Annotated in this window: 19 protein-coding genes; 11 read left to right on the top strand and 8 right to left on the bottom strand. The window is 70.0% G+C overall.

Annotation, left to right across the window (positions count from 1 at the left end; genetic code table 11):
• Positions 1-86 precede the first annotated feature (86 nt).
• Positions 87-2237, bottom strand: a complete 2151-nt coding sequence (locus tag RHCRD62_RS05140) for an acyl-CoA dehydrogenase family protein (protein ID WP_050063619.1) — start codon at positions 2235-2237, stop codon at positions 87-89.
• 122 nt (positions 2238-2359) lie between these two features.
• Here RHCRD62_RS05140 and kstR point away from each other — a divergent pair, with 122 nt between their 5' ends.
• Both kstR and otsB read left to right on the top strand, forming a co-directional pair.
• Positions 2360-3016 (top strand): cholesterol catabolism transcriptional regulator KstR, encoded by a 657-nt coding sequence (gene kstR, locus RHCRD62_RS05135; RefSeq protein ID WP_050063618.1) that lies wholly within the window; start codon positions 2360-2362, stop codon positions 3014-3016.
• A gap of 14 nt (positions 3017-3030) precedes the next feature.
• Positions 3031-5571 (top strand): trehalose-phosphatase, encoded by a 2541-nt coding sequence (gene otsB / locus RHCRD62_RS05130; protein ID WP_050063617.1) that lies wholly within the window; start codon positions 3031-3033, stop codon positions 5569-5571.
• 40 nt (positions 5572-5611) lie between these two features.
• On the opposite strand, the gene RHCRD62_RS05125 is transcribed toward otsB, so the two are convergent.
• Positions 5612-6721, bottom strand: a complete 1110-nt coding sequence (locus RHCRD62_RS05125; RefSeq protein ID WP_050063616.1) for a LacI family DNA-binding transcriptional regulator — start codon at positions 6719-6721, stop codon at positions 5612-5614.
• A 176-nt stretch (positions 6722-6897) separates the two neighbouring features.
• On the opposite strand from RHCRD62_RS05125, the gene RHCRD62_RS05120 reads away from it, so the two are divergent.
• From RHCRD62_RS05120 to RHCRD62_RS05100, 5 genes are all read left to right on the top strand, one after another.
• Complete coding sequence (locus RHCRD62_RS05120) at positions 6898-7887, top strand: metal ABC transporter solute-binding protein, Zn/Mn family (RefSeq protein ID WP_050063700.1); 990 nt, start codon at positions 6898-6900, stop codon at positions 7885-7887.
• Entirely contained in the window at positions 7884-8723 is an 840-nt protein-coding gene (locus RHCRD62_RS05115) for a metal ABC transporter ATP-binding protein (protein WP_157050811.1), read from the top strand. The genes RHCRD62_RS05120 and RHCRD62_RS05115 overlap by 4 nt, the downstream gene beginning before the upstream one ends.
• Complete coding sequence (locus tag RHCRD62_RS05110; RefSeq protein ID WP_050063615.1) at positions 8720-9598, top strand: metal ABC transporter permease; 879 nt, start codon at positions 8720-8722, stop codon at positions 9596-9598. The genes RHCRD62_RS05115 and RHCRD62_RS05110 overlap by 4 nt, the downstream gene beginning before the upstream one ends.
• Before the next feature lie 167 nt (positions 9599-9765).
• Positions 9766-10521 carry a LamB/YcsF family protein gene (locus RHCRD62_RS05105; RefSeq protein ID WP_050063614.1) on the top strand — a complete coding sequence of 252 codons (756 nt, stop codon included), beginning with the start codon at positions 9766-9768 and terminating at the stop codon, positions 10519-10521.
• Complete coding sequence (locus RHCRD62_RS05100) at positions 10521-11132, top strand: 5-oxoprolinase subunit B family protein (protein ID WP_050063613.1); 612 nt, start codon at positions 10521-10523, stop codon at positions 11130-11132. The genes RHCRD62_RS05105 and RHCRD62_RS05100 overlap by 1 nt, the downstream gene beginning before the upstream one ends.
• 38 nt (positions 11133-11170) lie before the next feature.
• On the opposite strand, the gene RHCRD62_RS05095 is transcribed toward RHCRD62_RS05100, so the two are convergent.
• Positions 11171-11860, bottom strand: coding sequence for a ZIP family metal transporter (locus RHCRD62_RS05095; RefSeq protein ID WP_050063612.1), 690 nt, complete (start codon positions 11858-11860; stop codon positions 11171-11173).
• Between the two features lie 115 nt (positions 11861-11975).
• On the opposite strand from RHCRD62_RS05095, the gene RHCRD62_RS05090 reads away from it, so the two are divergent.
• Positions 11976-12899, top strand: a complete 924-nt coding sequence (locus RHCRD62_RS05090) for a 5-oxoprolinase subunit C family protein (RefSeq protein WP_172671009.1) — start codon at positions 11976-11978, stop codon at positions 12897-12899.
• Here the strand turns inward: RHCRD62_RS05090 and rlmB are convergent.
• From rlmB to carD, 5 genes are read right to left on the bottom strand one after another with little or no spacing between them, the layout of a single operon-like run.
• Complete coding sequence (rlmB, locus tag RHCRD62_RS05085; protein WP_050063610.1) at positions 12887-13867, bottom strand: 23S rRNA (guanosine(2251)-2'-O)-methyltransferase RlmB; 981 nt, start codon at positions 13865-13867, stop codon at positions 12887-12889. The genes RHCRD62_RS05090 and rlmB overlap by 13 nt on opposite strands.
• Before the next feature lie 2 nt (positions 13868-13869).
• Positions 13870-15276, bottom strand: coding sequence for a cysteine--tRNA ligase (gene cysS, locus RHCRD62_RS05080; protein WP_050063609.1), 1407 nt, complete (start codon positions 15274-15276; stop codon positions 13870-13872).
• A gap of 11 nt (positions 15277-15287) precedes the next feature.
• Positions 15288-15764, bottom strand: coding sequence for a 2-C-methyl-D-erythritol 2,4-cyclodiphosphate synthase (gene ispF / locus RHCRD62_RS05075; protein WP_050063608.1), 477 nt, complete (start codon positions 15762-15764; stop codon positions 15288-15290).
• A gap of 12 nt (positions 15765-15776) precedes the next feature.
• Positions 15777-16484, bottom strand: coding sequence for a 2-C-methyl-D-erythritol 4-phosphate cytidylyltransferase (gene ispD, locus RHCRD62_RS05070; protein ID WP_050063607.1), 708 nt, complete (start codon positions 16482-16484; stop codon positions 15777-15779).
• Positions 16485-16509: 25 nt separating this feature from the next.
• Positions 16510-16998, bottom strand: a complete 489-nt coding sequence (carD, locus tag RHCRD62_RS05065) for an RNA polymerase-binding transcription factor CarD (RefSeq protein WP_007528440.1) — start codon at positions 16996-16998, stop codon at positions 16510-16512.
• A gap of 274 nt (positions 16999-17272) precedes the next feature.
• On the opposite strand from carD, the gene RHCRD62_RS05060 reads away from it, so the two are divergent.
• From RHCRD62_RS05060 to radA, 3 genes are all read left to right on the top strand, one after another.
• Positions 17273-17893: a copper chaperone PCu(A)C domain-containing protein gene (locus RHCRD62_RS05060; RefSeq protein WP_050063606.1), complete on the top strand. Its 621-nt coding sequence runs from the start codon at positions 17273-17275 to the stop codon at positions 17891-17893.
• Positions 17894-18044: 151 nt separating this feature from the next.
• The gene (locus RHCRD62_RS05055) at positions 18045-18575 is read left to right on the top strand and encodes a gamma carbonic anhydrase family protein (RefSeq protein WP_050063605.1); all 531 of its coding nucleotides are present in this window, start codon (positions 18045-18047) and stop codon (positions 18573-18575) included.
• A gap of 34 nt (positions 18576-18609) precedes the next feature.
• Entirely contained in the window at positions 18610-20016 is a 1407-nt protein-coding gene (gene radA / locus RHCRD62_RS05050; protein ID WP_050063698.1) for a DNA repair protein RadA, read from the top strand.
• Position 20017: the final 1 nt, after the last annotated feature.

Here is a 20017-nt window from a genome sequence, read left to right as displayed (position 1 = left end):
CCCGCCTACGAGTTAGAACGTGTTCCAAGTTGTATCAGGTTCACCGAGGTCCGGCCAGTGGCGGACCCGGCGAACCGGTTCAGGCCTCAGGAACGCGGCAACCCGAGGAGCTGCTCCGCGGCAACCGTGAGCAGGATCTGCTCGGTACCGCCCGCGATCGTCAGGCAGCGCGTGTTGAGGAACTGCTTGGCCAGCGGACCCTCGACCGCGCCCACGATGCCCGCGCATTCGAGTCCGAACTCGGCGACGGCCTGCCGATGCCGCACACCGACCAGCTTCCGCACACTCGACTCCGGTCCGGGATCCTGCCCGTCGATCTGCCGCAGGGTGGTGCGGTGCTCGAGCAGTGAGCCGACCATCGCGTCACCGACGAGGAAGCCGATCCGGTCCTCGATGACGGGGTCGATGCCGCCGCGGGCCGAGAGTTCGAGCAGGTCCTCCATCGCCTTGCCGAGCGACGATCCGCCACTCATCGCGACCCGCTCGTTGGCGAGCGTGGTCCGGGCGAGCTTCCAGCCGCCGTTCACCTGACCGACGACGCAGTCGTCGGGCACGAACACGTCGTCGAGGAACACCTCGTTGAACAGCTCGTCGCCGGTGATCTCACGCAGTGGGGACACCCGGATCCCGGCGCTGCGCATGTCGACGACGAAGTAGGTGATGCCCTTGTGCTTGGGTGCGTCCTTGTCGGTGCGGGCCAGGCAGATCGCCCAGTCCGCCTCACGGGCGAGCGACGTCCACACCTTCTGCCCGTTGAGCTTCCAGCCGCCGTCGACCTTGTCGGCCGTGGTGCGCAGGGCGGCGAGGTCGGACCCGGCGCCCGGCTCGGAGAACAGCTGGCACCAGATCAGGTCGCCACGCAGGGTCGGCATCGCAAACCGCTCGATCTGCTCGGCCGTGCCGTGCTGGAGGATGGTCGGCACCGCCCACCAGCCGATCACCAGGTTCGGGGTCTCGAGTCCAGCCCGGGACTGCTCCTCGCCGAACAGGATCTGCTCCGCAGCCTTCGCGGACTTGCCGTACGGCGCGGGCCAGTGCGGGGCCAGGTAACCGGACTCGGCGAACGCGACACGCCGCTCCGCCTCGGGCAGTGCCGCGATCGCCTCGATGTCCGCGCGGACGCCCTCGCGCTGCGACTCCAGGTCGCCGAGGTCGACGGTGAGATGCCTGCGGGCACCGCCGCGGGTGAGTTCGGCGACCCGGGCGCGCCACGCGGCGCCGCCGCCGAGTAGCTGGCGCAGCGAGATCATGCGGCGAAGGTAGAAGTGAGCGTCGTGCTCCCAGGTGAAGCCGATGCCGCCGAGCACCTGGATGCAGTCCTTCGCCGTGTCGACGGCCGCGTCCAGCGCGACGGCCGCGGCAACGGCCGCCGCGATCGGCAGCTCCTCGCCCGTCTCGGCCGCGACGGCGGCGTCCCACGCCACGGCACGGATCTGCTCGGTGCGGCACAGCATTTCGGAGCACAGGTGCTTGATTGCCTGGAACGACCCGATCGGCTTGCCGAACTGCTCGCGGATCTTCGCGTACTCGACAGCGGTGGTCAGACACCAGCCTGCGACGCCCGCGGCCTCCGCCGCAACCAGGGTGGCGGCGAGGTCGCGGACCCGGCCCGCCGGCACGTCGGTCAGCACGCGGTCGCCCGACACCCGCACGCCGTCGCAGGTCACCGTCGCCAGCGGAACGGTGACGTCGACGTTCTGCGCAGCGTCGACCGTCAGCCCCGCCGCACCGGCCTCGACCAGGCACCACACGACGTCGTCGCCGCGCGTCGCGGACAGCAGGACACCGAGGTCGGGTGCGGCGCCGAGCGCGTACCCGGCCGCCCCGCCGAGCACCAGCGACCCGTCGGCCTCGACGGTCGCCGTCACATTGCCGCCGAGCGCGACACCGACCGGAAGGGCACCCTCGGCGAGTTCCGGCCCCCACTGCTTGGCGGCGGGTTCGCCACTGCGACCGACCACGAGCGAGGCCAGCGCCGTGGAGAGAACAGGGCCGGAGGCCAGGGCTCCCGCGGTGGCCTCGAGCATGGCGGCGAGGTCGACGACCTCACCGTCCGCACCGCCCACTTCCTCGGACTGGGCGACCATGAACACGCCGAGTTCGGCGAGCGCATCCCAGTGCGTCCGCCACGAATCGGCCGGTCCCTGACGCAACGTCTCGACCGGGTTCGCGGAGCGCGCCCAGGACCGAATCGATTCCTGCACTGCTCGCTGCTCGTCTGTCGTGGCTATCGTCACAAGCCTGGTCGCCCTTCTCAGTACTGACAAAACCGTCTAGAACGTGTTCTAATCTCTTAGTCGGCTCTCAGTCAAGACCGGGCCCGTACATAGCTCCCCTAGCGATTTCAAGGAAGTTGTTGATGACCTCCTCCCCCCGCACGCGTCCGGCTGCGAAGGCCGGGACGAACGGCGCCGTCTCCACCCTGACGGACGACGACCTGAGCTCCAACGCCCAGCGCGAACGTCGCAAGCGCATCCTCGACGCTACGCTCGCGCTCGCGTCCAAGGGCGGGTACGAAGCCGTTCAGATGCGGGCAGTCGCAGAACGCGCCGACGTCGCCGTCGGCACCCTGTACCGGTACTTCCCGTCGAAGGTGCACCTGCTCGTCTCGGCCCTGGCCCGCGAGTTCGAGAAGATCGACGCGCGCAGGCGGATGCCCCCCGGCGAGAGCCCGATCGAGCGCATGCACCTGATCCTCGGACAGATCACCCGCGCCATGCAGCGCGACCCGCTGCTCACCGAGGCGATGACCCGGGCGTTCATGTTCGCAGACGCCTCCGCGGCCGCCGAGGTCGACCAGGTCGGTCGCCTGATGGACTCGCTGTTCGCCCGCGCGATGAGCGACGGTGTCCCCTCCGAAGAGCAGCTCCAGATCGCGCGCGTCGTCTCCGACGTGTGGCTGTCGAACCTCGTCGCGTGGCTGACCCGACGGTCGTCGGCGACCGATGTCGCGAAGCGTCTGGAACTGACTGTCGAACTGTTGCTCGGTGGCTACAAGGATCAAGCGGGATCGTAAGTAGACTCTGCGCAGTGAGTGCGCAGGATCTACCAGTCGAGCTCCGACGACGTCTCGTCGCCATCGCGCGGACGCCGCGTCTTCTCGTGGCGTCCGACTACGACGGCACCATGGCGCCGATCGTGTCGGATCCAGCCAAGGCGTTTCCCCACGCGGACGCGGTGCGTGCCATGCGCGCGCTGGCGATCCTCCCGGGGACGACGTCCGCAGTGATCTCCGGTCGTGCGCTGCGCGACCTGGCGATGCTCTCGCGGCTCCCCGTCGAGGTACAGCTCGTGGGCAGCCACGGCTCCGAGTTCGACGTCGGATTCGTCCACGAGATCAGCGACGACGCCCAGAGGTTGCTGCGCGAGGTCACCGCCGAACTGCAGGCGATCGCCCAGGAGGCGCCCGGCGTCGCCGTCGAGACGAAGCCGGCCAGCGCGGCGCTGCACGTGCGCAACGCGGACCCGGACGTCGGGGAGCGCGCCCTCGAGCGGGTGCGGCAAGGCGCCGCCAAGTGGAACGGCGTCCAGGTGACCGAGGGCAAGGCCGTCATCGAACTCGCCGTGATCGTCACCGACAAGGGCGAGGCCCTGGACATCCTGCGGCACCGGGAAGGTGCGGCCGCAGCCGTGTTCTTCGGCGACGACGTCACCGACGAGAAGGCGTTCGCACGCCTGCAGGGTCCCGACATCGGCGTCAAGATCGGCCCCGGGGACTCACTTGCCGAGTTCCGCATCGACAACACCGAGGACGTCGGCACCGCACTCGCCTTCCTCCTCGAGGAGCGGCGCACCTGGCTGCACGGCGAGAACGCGCCCCCGATCGAGCGGCTGTCGATGCTCGCCAACCCGCGGACCGTCGCCCTGCTGACACCCGACGCGTCCGTCACCTGGCTGTGTCATCCGGAACCCGACTCCGCCGCCGTGTTCGCGCACCTCCTCGGGGGCGTCGGCGCCGGCCACTTCAGCATCGAGCCGCACCGTGCCGGCCTGCCCCTGAGCCAGCGATACGTCGACGGCACGATGACGGTCCGGACCAGCTGGGCGAGCCTGCAGGTCACCGACTACCTGCCGCACGACGTCCCCACCGGGCGCACCGAACTGACTCGCGTCATCACCGGCCGCGCGAAGGCGGTCGTGACGTTCGCGCCGCGTCCCGAGTTCGGTCAGGTCCAGATCCACCTCGAGCAGGAGGAGGACGGCCTGCGGGTGTACGGGTCCAACGACCCGATGGTCCTCCGATCGCCGGGCGTCGCCTGGGAGATCACCAGCGACGGCGTCCAGCAGACCGCGCACGCCGTCGTCGATCCGAGCGACGGTCCCGTCATTCTCGAACTACGGTGCGGCACGGCCGACCTGACGCCGTCGGTCACGCCGGAAGCCGAGCGCCGCGGCGAGGCGGAGGCGTACTGGCGGGACTGGGCGGACGGCCTGACGCTGCCCTCCCGCAAGACCGGACTGATGAAGCGGTCGGCGTTGACGCTGCGCGGGCTCGTCCACGCCGACTCGGGGTCGATCCTGGCCGCCGCGACCACGTCCCTGCCGGAGGATCTCGGCGGTGTCCGCAACTGGGACTACCGCTACTGCTGGCTGCGTGACGCGTCGATGACCGCCTCGGCCCTCGTGGCACTCGGGTCGCTCGGCGAGGCGGAGGCGTTCCTCGAATGGGTGCACCGCGTCCTCGACACGTTGCCCGGGCCGGAACGCCTGCATCCGCTGTACACGATCCAGGGCTCCAACCTGCCGCCCGAGGCCGTCATCGACTCACTCCCCGGATACGGAGGTTCGCGGCCTGTCCGCGTCGGCAACGCCGCGAACTCGCAGGTCCAGCTGGATGTGTTCGGGCCGATCGTCGAACTCATCGCGCATCTGGCGCATGCCCGCCGCGACAAGGGCATCACAGAGGCGCTGACGGACCGGGACTGGAACCTGGTGCTGGCCATGGTATCCGCGGTGGAACGCCGCTGGTCCGAACCCGACAACGGCATCTGGGAGATCCGCGGGAACCCGCGTCACCACGTGTACTCGAAGGTCATGTGCTGGGTGACGGTGGACCGAGCCCTGGCCCTGGCCGCCGAGTTCGGGCGCGACGCCGGGACCGGTTGGGCGGCGCTCAGGCGCGAGATCTCCGACGAGGTCCGGGACCGGGGCTGGAGTGACCGCGCCAACTCGTTCACCGCCGCGTACGACGGCACCGACCTCGACGCCGCGACCCTCTACATCGGGCTGTCGGGGCTGATCGACCCGTCCGATCCGCGATTCGCGGCGACCGTCACCGCCACCGAGGCCGAATTGCGCAGCGGTGCAACGGTGTACCGGTACCACCACGACGACGGCCTGCCCGGCGGCGAGGGTGGGTTCCATCTCTGTGCGGCCTGGCTCGTCGAGGCATACCTGCTGATCGGGCAGCGCGCCGACGCCGAAGCCCTGTTCGCGCAGCTGGTCGCCGCGGCGGGCCCGACCGGACTGCTCGCGGAGGAGTACGACCCGGTCGCCGAACGCTCGCTGGGCAATCACCCGCAGGCGTACAGCCACATCGGCCTGCTCCGCTGCGCCCAGCTTCTGAGCTAGGCAGCTGCGTCCCCCGTAAGGGGGGCGCAGCTCGTGGCGCCTATTCCGCCGGGCCCCGCTGCCAGGTGCGGGGCGGGGCGGCGGTGTGCCCGCGAATTAGTTCCGTGTCGAGGATCTCGACGCTCGGGACACCAGAATGCGAGTCGCGCAGCAGCAGCGCGCCTGCTCGGCGTCCCTTCTCCTCGGCCGGCTGACGCACTGTTGTCAGACCCGTCGCGAGTGCCTCGGGAACGCCGTCGAAACCGGTCACGGACAACTCGGAGGGCACGTCGATGCCGCGCCACCGCGCGAATTCCCGTGCACCGAGCGCCAGTACGTCGGTCGTACAGATCAGCGCCGTGATGTCGGGGTTGATCGCGAACGTGCGTTCCGCGGCCGCATGGCCCGCATTCACCGTGTGCTCGGAACTCTCCACGACCGTCAACGTCGCCGGGTCGAGACCGACGGCCAGCATCGCGTCCTGCACCCCCGCGATGCGCTCGCGCTGCACGTGGAAATGCGGGGACTGCAAGCGTTCGGCGTCGGCCCGGCCGTCTCGGGCGTCGTGCCCCAGGCGCATACACAGCACCCCGATGCGCGTGTGCCCGAGAGCGAGCAGGTAGTCGGCGAGTTCCCGCATCGCGCCGCGGTCGTCGATGCCGACCAGTGACGCACCCTCGATCTCGCGAGGCTGGTCGCACACGACCATGGGCAGTCGCCGTTCGAGGACGGCGGCGAGATACGGGTCGTCGTCGGCTACGGAGTAGACGACGAACCCGTCCACTCCGGCCTGTTGGACGACGGCCGCCGCCTCGACGTCGTCGCGTCCGGGGCCGGCGGGAATGAGCAGCAACCCCTGTCCGACCTCCTCGCACGATTCGCTGAGCCCGGCGACGAAGCTCGTCGCCGCGGGGTCTCGGAACGAGTAGCTGAGCGCCTCGGTGAGCAGGAGACCGACCGCGCCCGCCTTCCGGGTGCGCAGTGAGCGCGCGACCGGGTCGGGACCGGGGTAGCCGCGACGCTTGGCCGCTTCGAGAACCCGGGTGCGGAGTTCGGCGGACAACTGGTCTGGCCGGTTGTACGCATTCGAGACGGTCGTGCGGGAGACCTTCAACTCGGCGGCCAGGGACGCCAGTGTCGCCTGACGACGCGGATGACCGGAGCGGGGCATATCGGGACGGTACTGGGTGCCCTGCGTGATCGAAAGCACGACCCCGCCAATGTACAACGGAAACGGTTTCCATTAAGATTTACGCCATGCCCCTCGCACCCCACGCACGTCGCCGTGCCCACACCCGTCGTCACCGACGAACCGGACGCGCGACCGCGGTGACAGTGGGGCTGACCATGGCCACCGCGCTGGTTCTCGCCGGCTGCAGCGCCACCTCCGACGCCGCCGACGACGGTCGCATCAGCGTCGTTGCCTCGACCAACGTGTGGGGATCCGTCGCCGCCGCCGTCGCGGGCGACCGTGCCGACGTGACCGCGATCATCACCGAACCCTCCGCCGATCCACACTCGTACGAGGCCAGCCCGCGCAACGCCGCCGACGTCACCGATGCCGACCTCGTCGTCTACAACGGGGGCGGCTACGACGAGTTCATCGACGACATCCTCGCGGCCGAGGGCGACAAGCCGACCGTCAACGCCTTCGAACTGCACGGCGCGGAATCCGACCTGCATGCCGGGCACCACCACGAAGCCGAAATGGACACGGCAGCAACCGGAGCGGCCGAGCACGATGCGACAGAGGACGCCGACTCGCACGCGGGTCACGGTCACAGCCACGGCGGCGTCAACGAACATGTCTGGTACGATGTCGCCACCGTCGACACCGTCGCGCACGCGATCGCAGCCGAACTGAGCGCACTCGACCCCGCCAACGCCGACGCCTACACCGCGAACGCCGAGGCGTTCCACGGGAAACTGCACGACGTGTCCGCCATCACCGCCGACGTCGCCGCGAAGCACCCGCATACGCCGGTCGCCCAGACCGAGCCCACCGCCTACTACCTGCTCGCGGCTGCAGGACTCGACGACCGCACCCCCGAGGACTTCACCCGCGCGATCGAGGAGGGCAACGACCCGCCGCCCGCCGCGATCGCCGCGACCCGGGACCTGATGAGCGCCAAGCAGGTTGCCGTCCTCGTCTACAACAGCCAGACCGAGGACAAGGTCACCCGCGACATGCGCTCGGCCGCCGAAGCAGCGGGCATCCCCGTCGTCGAGGTCACCGAAACCCTGCCCGAAGGCGTCGACTACGTGCAGTGGCAGGTCTCGATCGCCGAGCAGCTCGCCGCCGCCCTCGACGGCACATCCGTCGAGGCGTCCGAGTGACCGCGACACCCACGGTCGCCCTGCAGGGCGCCGAACTGTCCTACGGACCCCGCACCCTGTGGTCGGGACTCGACCTGGACGTCGCGCCAGGCGAATTCGTCGCGGTCCTCGGCCCCAACGGGTCCGGCAAGACCTCGCTGCTGAAGATGTTGCTCGGGCAGGTGCCGCTGACGTCCGGGACCGCTCGCATCGCCGGTGAACCCGTCCGCGCGGGAAACCCGCACATCGGCTACATCCCGCAGCAGAAGACGATGGACGAGGGACTGCCGCTGCGCGGCCGCGACCTCGTCGGACTCGGCGTCGACGGACACCGTTGGGGCCTCGGATTTCGTGGTCGACGCGCCAGAAACGCCATCATCGACGCTGCCATCGCCGAGGTCGGAGCGCAGTCGTATGCGGGCGCGCCGATCGGCGCCCTGTCCGGAGGTGAGCAGCAGCGACTGCGCGTCGCACAGGCACTCGTCGGCGACCCCAGCGTCCTGCTGTGCGACGAACCGCTCCTGAGCCTCGACCTCGCGAACCAGCGACGCGTCGCCGACCTCATCGACGCCCGGCGCCGCAGCCACGACACCGCGGTCCTGTTCGTCACCCACGAGATCAACCCGATCCTGCCGCTCGTCGACCGCGTCCTGTACCTCGTGGACGGACGCTTCCGCATCGGTACCGCCGCAGAGGTGATGACCTCCGCGGTGCTCTCCGAGCTGTACCGAACCGAGGTCGAGGTGCTGCGCGTCCGTGACCGACTCGTCGTCGTCGGTACCGGTGACGCCATCGACGCGCTCGGCGGCGCGGGCGAACTGAGCACCGACTGCGCACACCACGAGGACCACGCATGAACGACAAACTGTCCGAGGCGCTCGGCAACATGCTCGACTGGCAGACGACTCTCGATCTGCTCCAGTACGACTTCGTCCAGCAGGCGATCCTCGCCGCCGCGATTCTCGGGCTCCTCGCGGGTGCCATCGGTCCGCTCATCATCAGCAGGCAGATGTCCTTCGCGGTGCACGGAACGAGCGAACTGTCGCTGACCGGCGCGTCCGCCGCCCTCCTCGCAGGCATCAGCGTCGGCGTCGGTGCCATCATCGGATCCGTCGTCGCCGCAGTGCTTTTCGCGCTGCTCGGCAGCAAGGCCCGTGAACGGGACTCCGTCATCGGTGTCATCATGTCGTTCGGTCTCGGCCTGTCCGTCCTGTTCATGTGGCTCTACCCGGGCCGCACCGGCACCAGTTTCTCCCTGCTCGTCGGCCAGATCGTCGGCGTCGGCAACGAGGGACTGCAACTGCTGTTGGTGTGCGCGGTGGTCGTTCTCGCCGTCCTCGCGGTCGTGTACCGGCCGCTGCTGTTCGCCAGCACCGACCCCGACGTCGCGCGGGCCCGCGGCGTCCCGATCCGCGGACTGTCGCTGGTGTTCGCGGTGCTCGTCGGAGTCGCCGCCGCCCTCGGCGTGCAGATCGTCGGCGCGCTGCTGGTGCTGTCGCTGCTCATCACCCCGGCAGCCGCGGCCGCCCGCGTCACCTCCAGCCCACTGAAAACCACCCTGCTGGCGATCCTGTTCGCCGAACTCGCCGCGGTCGGCGGAATCGTGCTGTCCCTCGCCCCCGGCGTGCCGGTGTCGACATTCGTCACGACCATCTCGTTCGTGATCTACCTGATCTGCCGCCTCATCGGGTCGCGGCGCCGCGCGCACTCGGGGCGGCTCGTCGCGGCCTGATGTGTCGGGGCGGCTCGTCGCGGCCTGATGTGTCGGGGCGGCTCGTCGCGGCCTGATGTGCGGGGCGGCTCGTCGCGGCCTGATGTGCGGGGCGGCTCGTCGCGGCCTGATTCGGGGCGGCCTGTTGTGCGGGGAGGCTTGCCGTCGCGGCGGCCTAGTCTGGGGTCGTGGCCATCGACCTGAACAGTGACCTCGGTGAGAGCTTCGGCGCCTGGCGACTCGGCGACGACGAGGCGATGCTGACGCTGGTGACCAGTGCCAACGTCGCCTGTGGATTCCATGCGGGCGACCCGGCGACGCTGCTCGCGACCTGTCGCGGCGCCGCGGATCGCGCCGTGCGGATCGGCGCGCAAGTCGGCTACCGCGACCTCGCCGGGTTCGGACGCCGCTTCGTCAACATCTCCTCCGCCGACCTGACCGCCGAGGTGATCTATCAGATCGGCGCCCTCGACGGCCTCGCCCAGGCGTCGGGGTCGGCGGTCGGGTACGTCAAACCGCACGGGGCGCTCTACAACACGATCGTGCACCACCGGGAGCAGGCGAAGGCCGTCGTCGCCGCCATCGTCGCCTACGACCCCACCCTGCCCGTCCTCGGACTGCCCGGGTCGGTCTTCTTCGCCGAAGCGGAGGCCGCGGGCCTGCGCACCGTCGCCGAGGCGTTCGCCGACCGCGGCTACCTCCCGACCGGCGAACTCGTCCCGCGCACCCAGCCCGGCGCCGTGCTCACCGACCCCGACCTCGTCGCGGCGCGTGTCCTTCGGATGGTCGAGGACGGTCGGGTCGACGCCGTCGACGGCACCGTCGTCGCCACCCGACCCGAATCGGTCTGCGTCCACGGCGACACCCCGGATGCCGTCGCGATGACCGTCGCGATCCGCGACCTGCTCGCCGCGGCGGGAGTCGACCTCGCCCCCTTCGTGTGATGCGTGTCCTCGACGTCGGTGACGGCGCGGTGCTCGTCGAATTCGGCACCCTCGACGCCGTTCTCGCCGCGTTCCGCGCCCTGGACTCGTCCCGCCCTGACGGTATCGACGACATCGTGCCTGCGGCCCGGACGATTCTGGTCCGCTTCGATCGACGGGTCACGAACCGCGAGTCCGTGCGGGCGTGGCTCCGCGACATCCGACCCGTCGACACGGCCGAGGGGGTTCGCGCCGACGCCATCGACATCGGTGTCCACTACGACGGCCCCGACCTCGAGGAGGTTGGCGACCTCACCGGGCTCGGCGTCGCCGGTGTGATCGCCGCGCACACCGGGGCCGACTGGACGGTGGCGTTCGCCGGATTCGCTCCCGGGTTCGGGTATCTCGTCGGTGGACCGGAGTCACTGCACGTGCCGAGGAGGTCGAGTCCGCGCACGTCCGTACCATCGGGGTCGGTCGGGCTCGCAGGCGGGTTCTCCGGCATCTACCCCCGCTCCTCCCCCGGCGGGTGGCAACTGATCGGCAGCACCGACGTCAGCCTGTGGGACACCGACCGCGATCCGCCCGCGCTGCTGCGACCGGGTGTCGGTGTCCGATTCCGCGCCGTCTGACCCCACCGCGTGCGCACCTGCGGTCGAGGCGCCCCGGATCAGCCGCCGAGCGCGAACGCGACGAGGAAACCGGCCGCGGTCGAGATACCGACCCACCAACCGCCCTCCCGGTACGCCTCGGGCATCAACGAATCCGCGAGGACCGCGATCGTCGCGCCACCGGCGAACGCCTGGATCACCGCAATCTGCTGCGGCTGGATCGAATCCGCCGCCGCATTCGCGGCGACCACGACCAGCACCAGGACGACGGCTGTCACCACCCACAGCAGCCGCGCCCGGCGGGCATCGAAGTTCGGCTGGGTACGCATCGACGCCGCACCGGCCACCGCTTCGGGCACGTTGCCCACCGCGATCGCCACCAGGAGAACGAGTCCCCCTTCCGCGCTCAGTGAGACACCGAGTGCGGTGTTCTCCGGAATTCCGTCGAGCAGTGCGCCGAGCATCAGCGCCCACCCCAGAGCGGCCGGGCCGAGACGGTTCTCGATCAGGTGGTCGGCGACGACGTAGACGAGGGCGCCCAGCATGAGAGCGACGCCCGCAACGACAACCCCTTCCGCTTCGAACGCCGGTTGGAACAGCTCGGTGGACACGGCCGCGACCATCGCGCCCGCACCGAATGCCATCAGCCCGGCCAGCGCCGGACGCGGCAGGTCGTAGCGCAACCCGACCACGGCACCGATCAGCATCGGCAGGGCCGTACCGAGTCCGTAGAGGGTGGCTGTCAGCATGCGGCGATGGTACGACGCACGACACGACCGCACCGGGCGTGCACCCGCCGGCGCGACACACGAGTGGACGCGTCGGCAATGGGCACCCTCGGCGAGGTGCGCGACAATGGGTTTCGTGAACTGGCTCGAGGTGCAGCGCGTCGGGGCCCTGGTCTTGGTGCAGGACCGGGGCCGGCCCGGATTCGCGCACCTCGGCGTTGGGCGATCCGGGGCCGCCGACCTCGCCGCGCACGATGCCGCCAACCGTCTGGTGGGCAACGCGCCCGGAGCCGCAACCCTGGAAGTCACGCTGGGCGGGCTCCGTGTCCGCGCCACCGGGAGCGTGACGGCCGCCGCGACAGGTGCACGTGTTCGGTTGTCCGTCAACGGAATCGACGTACCCGACTACTGCACACTCCATCTCGGAGCCGGCGACGAGCTCACCGTCGGACACCCGACGGACGGACTCCGAAGCTACCTTGCGGTGCGCGGCGGCATCGACGTGCCGCGGGTACTCGGCAGTCGCGCCACCGACACCCTCGCCGGACTCGGCCCCGACCCGGTACGGCCCGGAGACCGGCTGCCGATCGGCGAGGAACGGAGCGAGTGGCCCGCGACGGAACTCGCTCCGCCGCCGCCCGCGCGGCTCCGTCCCGTCGTGCTTCGAGTCCGAATCGGCCCGCGCCACACCATGTTCGACGCCGACTCCCTCCGCGTCCTGACCGATCAGGAATGGACGGTGACCCCGGACACGAACAGGGTGGGAGCCCGGCTCGCCGGTTCGTGTGCCCTGACGCGATCCGACACCACCGAGATGCCGAGCGAGGGCATGGTTCCGGGAGCACTGCAGGTACCGAGCAGCGGGCAGCCGGTCCTGTTCCTCGCCGACCACCCGGTGACCGGCGGCTACCCGGTGATCGCGGTCGTCGTCGACGACGACCTGAGCGCGGCGGCGCAACTGGCCCCCGGCGATGTGATCCGGTTCTCGCAGGTCACGAGCCCTGCGTGGTTGTCACCCCGGTGGGGTGACAACCACGCACGGGCGCGTCAGCGGCGCTGACGCGCGATGTCAGCGAGGACGACACCCGCCGCGACGGAAGCATTGAGCGACTCGACCGGACCGGCCATCGGGATGCTCAGGATCGTGTCGCACGTTTCGCGCACGAGCCGCGAGAGCCCCTTGCCCTCGGATCCGACGACGACAACAACAGGACCGGAGCCGTCGTACTCGTCGAGGGTGGTGTCACCGCCTGCGTCGAGACCCACGATCTGCACACCCTTCGCAGCCCAGTCCTTCAGGGTGCGGGTGAGGTTGGTGGCCTGCGCGATCGGCAGCCGGGCTGCGGCGCCCGCGCTGGTGCGCCACGCGACCGCCGTCACCGACGCGCTCCGGCGCTGCGGGATCACGACACCGTGACCGCCGAACGCGGCGACCGAACGCACCACGGCACCGAGATTGCGGGGATCGGTGATGTTGTCCAGCGCCACCAGCAGCGCAGGCTGCTGCTGCGTGCGGGCGTTGGCGATCAGGTCGTCGGGATGCGCGTACCGGAACGGCGGGACCTGCAGCGCGACACCCTGGTGCAGCCCGTTGGCGCTCATCCGGTCCAGATCGGTGCGCGGCACCTCCAGGATCGAAATACCGTTGTCCGCCGCGATCTGCACGCTCTCCGAGAGTCGGTCGTCGTTCTCGGTGCCGACCGCCACGTACAGCGCGGTCGCGGGAACCCCGGCCCGCAGACACTCCAGCACGGGGTTGCGCCCCAGGACGTTCTCCGGCCCTGCCTCACCCTTGCGCGGGGACCCGCCACGGCCACGCGGAGCGCTGCCGCCGGGGCGTCCCGAGGCAGCTGCCTTCTCGGCCGCCCGGGCACGCTTCGCGGCGGGATGCTTGGTCCGCTCGACGGCGGGCGGGGTCGCGCCGCGACCTTCGAGGCTGCGCCTGCCCTTGCCGCCGGACCCGGTGACCTGGCCCTTCTTGGTACCGGACTTGCGAACTGCGCCGCGCCTGCTCGAATTGCCTGCCATGTCTACCCTGCTTCGTCGTGGTTTTTCTCGAGGGACCACTCGGGTCCGCCCGCGGTGTCGGTGACCGCAATGCCCGCCGTGGCGAGCCGGTCCCGGATGGCGTCGGCGGTCGCCCAGTCCTTGTCCGCCTTGGCCTGCTGACGCGCTTCCAGACTGGACTGCACCAGCACATCGAGCGCCGCGTGCGCGGCAGACGCATCCGTCGACCCCGCGGCCCAGTGCGGATCGAGAGGATCGACGCCGAGGATGCCCATCATCGCGCGGACCTGTCCCGCGATGACGACAGCGGTGTCGAGGTCGCCCGCGGCCAGCGCGCGGTTTCCCTCGCGTTGACGGCCGTGGATCTCGGCGAGCGCCTTCGGGACGCCGAGATCGTCGTCCAGTGCCGCGGCGAACGCGTCCGTCCAGGTCCCGACCGGAACCTGCCCCGCCCGCTCGGCCGTCTTGAGCACGAAGGACTCGATGCCTCGATACGTTTCGGCCGCGACGTCGAGCGCGTGATCGGAGTACTCGAGCATCGACCGGTAGTGGGCGCCGCCGAGATAGAACCGGAGTTCCTGCGGCCGTACACGTTTGAGGACGTTCGGCACCGAAAGCACGTTGCCGAGCGACTTCGACATCTTCTCGCCGCCCATGGTGACCCAGCCGTTGTGCAGCCAGTACCGCGCGAACCCGTCACCCGCGGCGCGCGACTGCGCCAGTTCGTTCTCGTGATGCGGGAACACCAGGTCGAGACCACCGCAGTGGATGTCGAACTCGCCACCGAGATACGCCTCGGCCATCGCGGAGCACTCGAGGTGCCAGCCCGGCCTGCCGCGACCCCACGGCGTCGGCCACGACGGTTCACCCGGCTTCTCCGCCTTCCACAGCGTGAAGTCGCGGGGGTCGCGCTTGCCCTCGGCAGCGCTCTCGCCCTGGTGCACGTCGTCCAGCTTGTGTCCGGACAGCGCGCCGTACTTCTGCCAGCTCAGCACGTCGAAATAGACGTCGCCTGCCGCCGCGTACGCGTGCCCGGCGTCGATGAGGCGCTGCATCAGCTCGACCATCTGGGTGATGTGCCCGGTCGCTCGCGGCTCCGCCGACGGCGGCAACACCCCGAGCTGGTCGTAAGCCCACGTGAACGACCGCTCGTAGGTGGCGGCCCACTCCCACCAGGGACGGCCGGCATCCGCGGCCTTGTTCAGGATCTTGTCGTCGATGTCGGTGACATTGCGGACGAACGCCACGTCCAGGTCGTGCGCGGCCAACCACCGGCGCAGCACGTCGAACGCGACACCGCTGCGGACGTGGCCGATGTGCGGCTCCCCCTGCACGGTTGCCCCACAGAGATAGATCGACGCGTGGCCGGGGACCAGCGGAACGAACTCACGCAGGGCCCGCGTTTCGGTGTCGAAGAGTCGCAGGGTCACGACGTGCGATCTTACCGGTCCGCAGGGGCAGGGAAGACCAGCGCGGTGGCAACCGCGGCGATGCCCTCACCCCGACCGGTCAATCCGAGACCGTCGGTCGTCGTCGCGGACACCGACACCGGCGCCCCGAGGACAGCCGACAGCGCCTCCTGCGCCTCGACGCGGCGGGGACCGATCTTCGGCCGATTGCCGATCACCTGGACGGCACCGTTGCCCACGGCGAAACCGTTCACCTCGAGCAGTCGGCGCACCTCCGCGAGCAGCGTCGCACCACTGGCACCCGACCACTCCGGCCGTCCGGTGCCGAACACGGAACCGAGGTCGCCGAGACCTGCCGCCGACAACAGGGCGTCGCACAACGCGTGCGCGGCCACGTCGCCGTCGGAGTGTCCGGAGCAGCCGTCCTCTCCCTCGAACAGCAGTCCCGCCACCCAGCACGGCCGACCTGCCTCGATCGGATGGACGTCCGTCCCGATGCCCACTCGCACGGCGTGTGACTCCTATTCGTTCGTGTCCGGGTCCGTCAACGCCCGCGCCAACGCGAGGTCGAGCGGAGTGGTGATCTTGAAGGCGAGGGGATCGCCCGCGATGGTGCGGACCTTCGCTCCGACCCTCTCGACGAGTCCGGCGTCGTCGGTCGCGGCGACGTCGGATCCCGCGTAGGCGCGGCGCAGCAGCACGGCGTCGAACCCCTGTGGAGTCTGCACGGCCCGCAGTTCCGACCGCTCGGGCGTCGCGACGACGACGCCGAGAAGATCGACCGTCTTGATCGTGTCCGTGACGGGCAGCGCGGGCACGACGGCCTCGCGTCCGGCCCGCAGTTCTGCGACTACCCTGGCGATCAGTGCCGGCGGCGTGAGCGCGCGGGCGGCGTCGTGTACGAGCAGCAGGTCGGCGTCCGGGGCCGCCTCGATTCCCGCACGAACCGAATCCGTTCGCTCCGCTCCCCCGGCCACCACGGAGACACCGGCGGGAAGGTCCGCGCGAACCTCGTCGACACGCTCCTCCGGCACGATCACCACGACCTCGTCGACCACCCCGGAGTCGAGCAGACCGGTGACCGCACGCTCCAGCAGGGTCCGGCCGCGCAGTGCCACGAAGGCCTTGGGTATGCCCTCACCCAGGCGAGTTCCCTGCCCGGCCGCGGGCACCAATGCAACGACCCGGCCACCGCTGCGCGCGTCGACCGGGTCGTTCACGATGTTCATCTGTTATCGAATGCTGTCGCGGCCGTCAGGACGCTGCCGCGAGAACCTCGTCGAGGATGATCTCGGCCTTCGCGTCGTCGGTGCCCTCGGCGAGCGCCAACTCACCGACGAGGATCTGACGAGCCTTCGCCAGCATCCGCTTCTCACCTGCGGACAGGCCACGATCCTGCTCCCGGCGCCACAGGTCACGAACGACCTCTGCCACCTTGTTCACGTCGCCGGAGGCCAGCTTCTCCAGATTCGCCTTGTACCGCCGTGACCAGTTGGTGGGTTCCTCGGTGTGCGGTGCACGCAGCACCTGGAAGACCTTGTCGAGGCCTTCCTGACCGACGACGTCACGAACGCCGACGTACTCGGCGTTGTCTGCGGGGACCCGGACGGTGAGATCGCCCTGGGCGACCTTCAGTACCAGATATTCCTTTTGTTCACCCTTGATGGTGCGAGTCTCGATTGCTTCGATCAACGCCGCGCCGTGATGGGGGTATACGACGGTGTCTCCGACCTTGAAAATCATCTGTCCCGTGCCCCTTTCGATCTGCCCAGTTTATCACGGGTTCCACAAGGGGCGGTTCCAACGTCGCTGGTCAGACGCGCAGAGCGAAGATAACGGGGGTTGACACCAGGTCACGAACATGCATCGGCGGGGCGGTCGGGCAGGCGCCCGGAACGCCTTTCGAGCCGTTCCGCGGGCGACACGTACGGCCCGAACGTCGACCCGGGGACGCCCGCCCGCGCGATGACTACTACTCTGCCTAGTTGTTACGACCCGACGCCGTGGAGGACACCCCGTGACAGCACTCAATGCGTCGACTCGCCGAGTCGCCACCGCCGTTGCCCTGGCTGCAGCAGCTGCCATCTCGCTGTCCGCCTGCAGCGCGGGACAGATCACCCAGACCGCCACCCAGGTTTCCGCCGTCAACGGCAATTACGCGAACCAGGGCGACATCTCGCTGCGCAACGTGCACGTCGTCTACCCGAACAGCGAGGAGTACAGCCTCGAGCCGGGTGGCACCGTTGCGCTCGCGTTCACCGCGATCAACGAGAGCGAATACCAGGCCGAGCGCCTGACCAAGATCACGACCGACAAGGCCGCGTCCGTGACCATCGCGGGTGAGCCGGGCGATCGGATCATCCCGCCGCAGACCGCGCTCGCAGCCGGCACCGTCGACGCCACCGTCGTCGACGAGGGCGAGGAGATCGAGTCGAAGATCATCCTGGTGACGCTCAACGACATCGGCCAGGACGTCTACCCCGGCCTCACGCTCCCGGTCACGTTCAGCTTCGAGCGGGCCGGCGACATCACCGTCGACGTCCCCGTCGACGCGGGCCCGGCCACCGATCGTCACGAGTCCGACAAGTCCGGCAACGAGGGTGCAGGCACCCTCGCCGAGATCGTCGGCGGTCACTGACCGTCCCACGGACACCGAGCGGCCCCCGACCTGTCACAGGTCGGGGGCCGCTGCCGTCGGGGGCCGGTGTCGCTGCCTCGGGACGGCCGGTGTCCCTGCCGTCGTCGGGGTCGATAGGGTCGACCCACTTTCCGACGAACAGGAGCGTGACATGACCGGACCGACCGTGGTGTCCTTCGACGACGGCGCGACGCCGCGCATCGCCGACTCGGCCTGGCTGGCCCCGACCGCCGCCGTGATCGGCGACGTCACCCTCGGGGAGGACGCCAGCGTCTGGTACGGCGCGGTCGTGCGCGGCGACGCCGACTCGATCAGCATCGGCGCGGGAACCAACGTCCAGGACAACGTGTCGATGCATTCCGATCCCGGGTTCCCGCTGTCGGTCGGCGCGAACGTCAGCGTCGGACACAACGCTGTGGTGCACGGCTGCACGATCGGTGACGCCTCCCTGATCGGGATGGGCGCGGTGGTACTCAACGGTGCCACGCTCGGCGCGAATTGCCTCGTCGCCGCGGGGGCCGTGATCCTCGAGGGCACCGTTGTCCCGCCGCGGTCCCTGGTGGCGGGAGTTCCGGCGAAGGTGCGCCGCGAACTCACCGACGAGGAGGTCCGTCATATCGAGTTCAACGCCGAGGGCTACAAGGCACTGGCGAAGAAGCACCGGGCCGCGACGTCGTCCTGAGTGATGTCGGTGCCCACACCTAGTCTTGGGCACCGTGGCGAAAACGAAGACCAGCTACCGCTGCACCGCCTGCCGGTACACGGTCGCGAAGTGGGTGGGCCGGTGCCCGGAATGCGGTGAGTGGGGCTCCGTCGAGGAGGCGGCCCCCGCCCTCACCCCGGTCACCAACCGGCCGGGTGCCAGCGCCGCACGAGCGGCCACCGCGCTCGTGCCCAACTCCCCCGCCATGCCGCTGACCCAGGTCAGCTCCACCATCAGCAAGGCGAAGCCGACCGGTGTACCCGAGCTCGACCGGGTGCTCGGCGGCGGCATCGTCCCCGGTTCCGTGGTGCTCCTCGCCGGAGAGCCGGGCGTCGGAAAGTCGACGCTGCTGCTCGAGGTCGTGCATCGATGGGCGCGCCGCGGCCCGGACGACCGGTCCCTCTACGTGACCGGCGAGGAGTCGGCGGGTCAGGTCCGGCTGCGGGCCGACCGGACCGGCGCCGTACACGACCGCGTGTACCTCGCCGCCGAATCCGACCTCGCCACCATCTTCGGCCACGTCGAGCAGGTGCAGCCGACACTGCTGATCGTCGACTCGGTCCAGACGATGCTCGCTGCGGACGTCGACGGCGTCACCGGCGGCGTCACCCAGGTACGGGCGATCACGGCCGCCCTGACGACACTCGCGAAAACCAGCGGGATCCCCGTACTGCTGATCGGTCACGTCACCAAGGACGGTGCGGTCGCAGGCCCCCGGGCTCTCGAACATCTCGTCGATGTCGTCCTGCACTTCGAGGGCGACCGGCACTCGACCCTCCGGATGCTGCGCGGAGTGAAGAACCGGTTCGGCTCGGCCGACGAGGTCGGCTGCTTCGAGCTGCACGAGGAGGGCATCGAGTGCGTCTCCGACCCGTCGGGACTGTTCCTCCACCACCGTGAGGCGATGGTGCCCGGCACCGCCGTCACCGTCACGATGGACGGCAAGCGGGCCCTGCTCGGCGAAGTACAGGGCCTCGTCGTCCCCACGCAGAACCCGTCTCCGCGGCGAGCGGTCAGTGGCATGGACTCCGCGCGGGTCGCGATGGTGTTGGCGGTCCTCGCCAAGCACGCCAACATCCGCACCCACGACAAGGAGGTCTACGCCGCGACGGTAGGTGGCATGCGGGTCACCGAGCCGTCCGCCGACCTGGCCCTCGCCCTTGCCATCGCGTCCGCCGACCGCGACACGTCGCTGCCGTCCGGGCTCGTCGTGCTCGGTGAGGTCGGACTCGCAGGCGAGGTCCGCCGCGTCAGCGCCGTCGGCCGCAGGCTCACCGAGGCGGGCAGGCTCGGGTTCACCGAAGCTGTGGTGCCCGGCGGCTCCGGCCCGTACCCGAAGGGCGTGAAGGTCATCGAGGTCGGCAACCTTCAGGACGCGCTGCGCGTCGTGCCGCGGCGAGCGAGGGCGGTCCGGGACTAGG

Origin of the sequence: Rhodococcus sp. RD6.2, from assembly GCF_001040705.1 — a bacterium.
Taxonomy (GTDB): domain Bacteria; phylum Actinomycetota; class Actinomycetes; order Mycobacteriales; family Mycobacteriaceae; genus Rhodococcus_G.
This window is presented reverse-complemented; position numbering and strand designations above follow the sequence as displayed.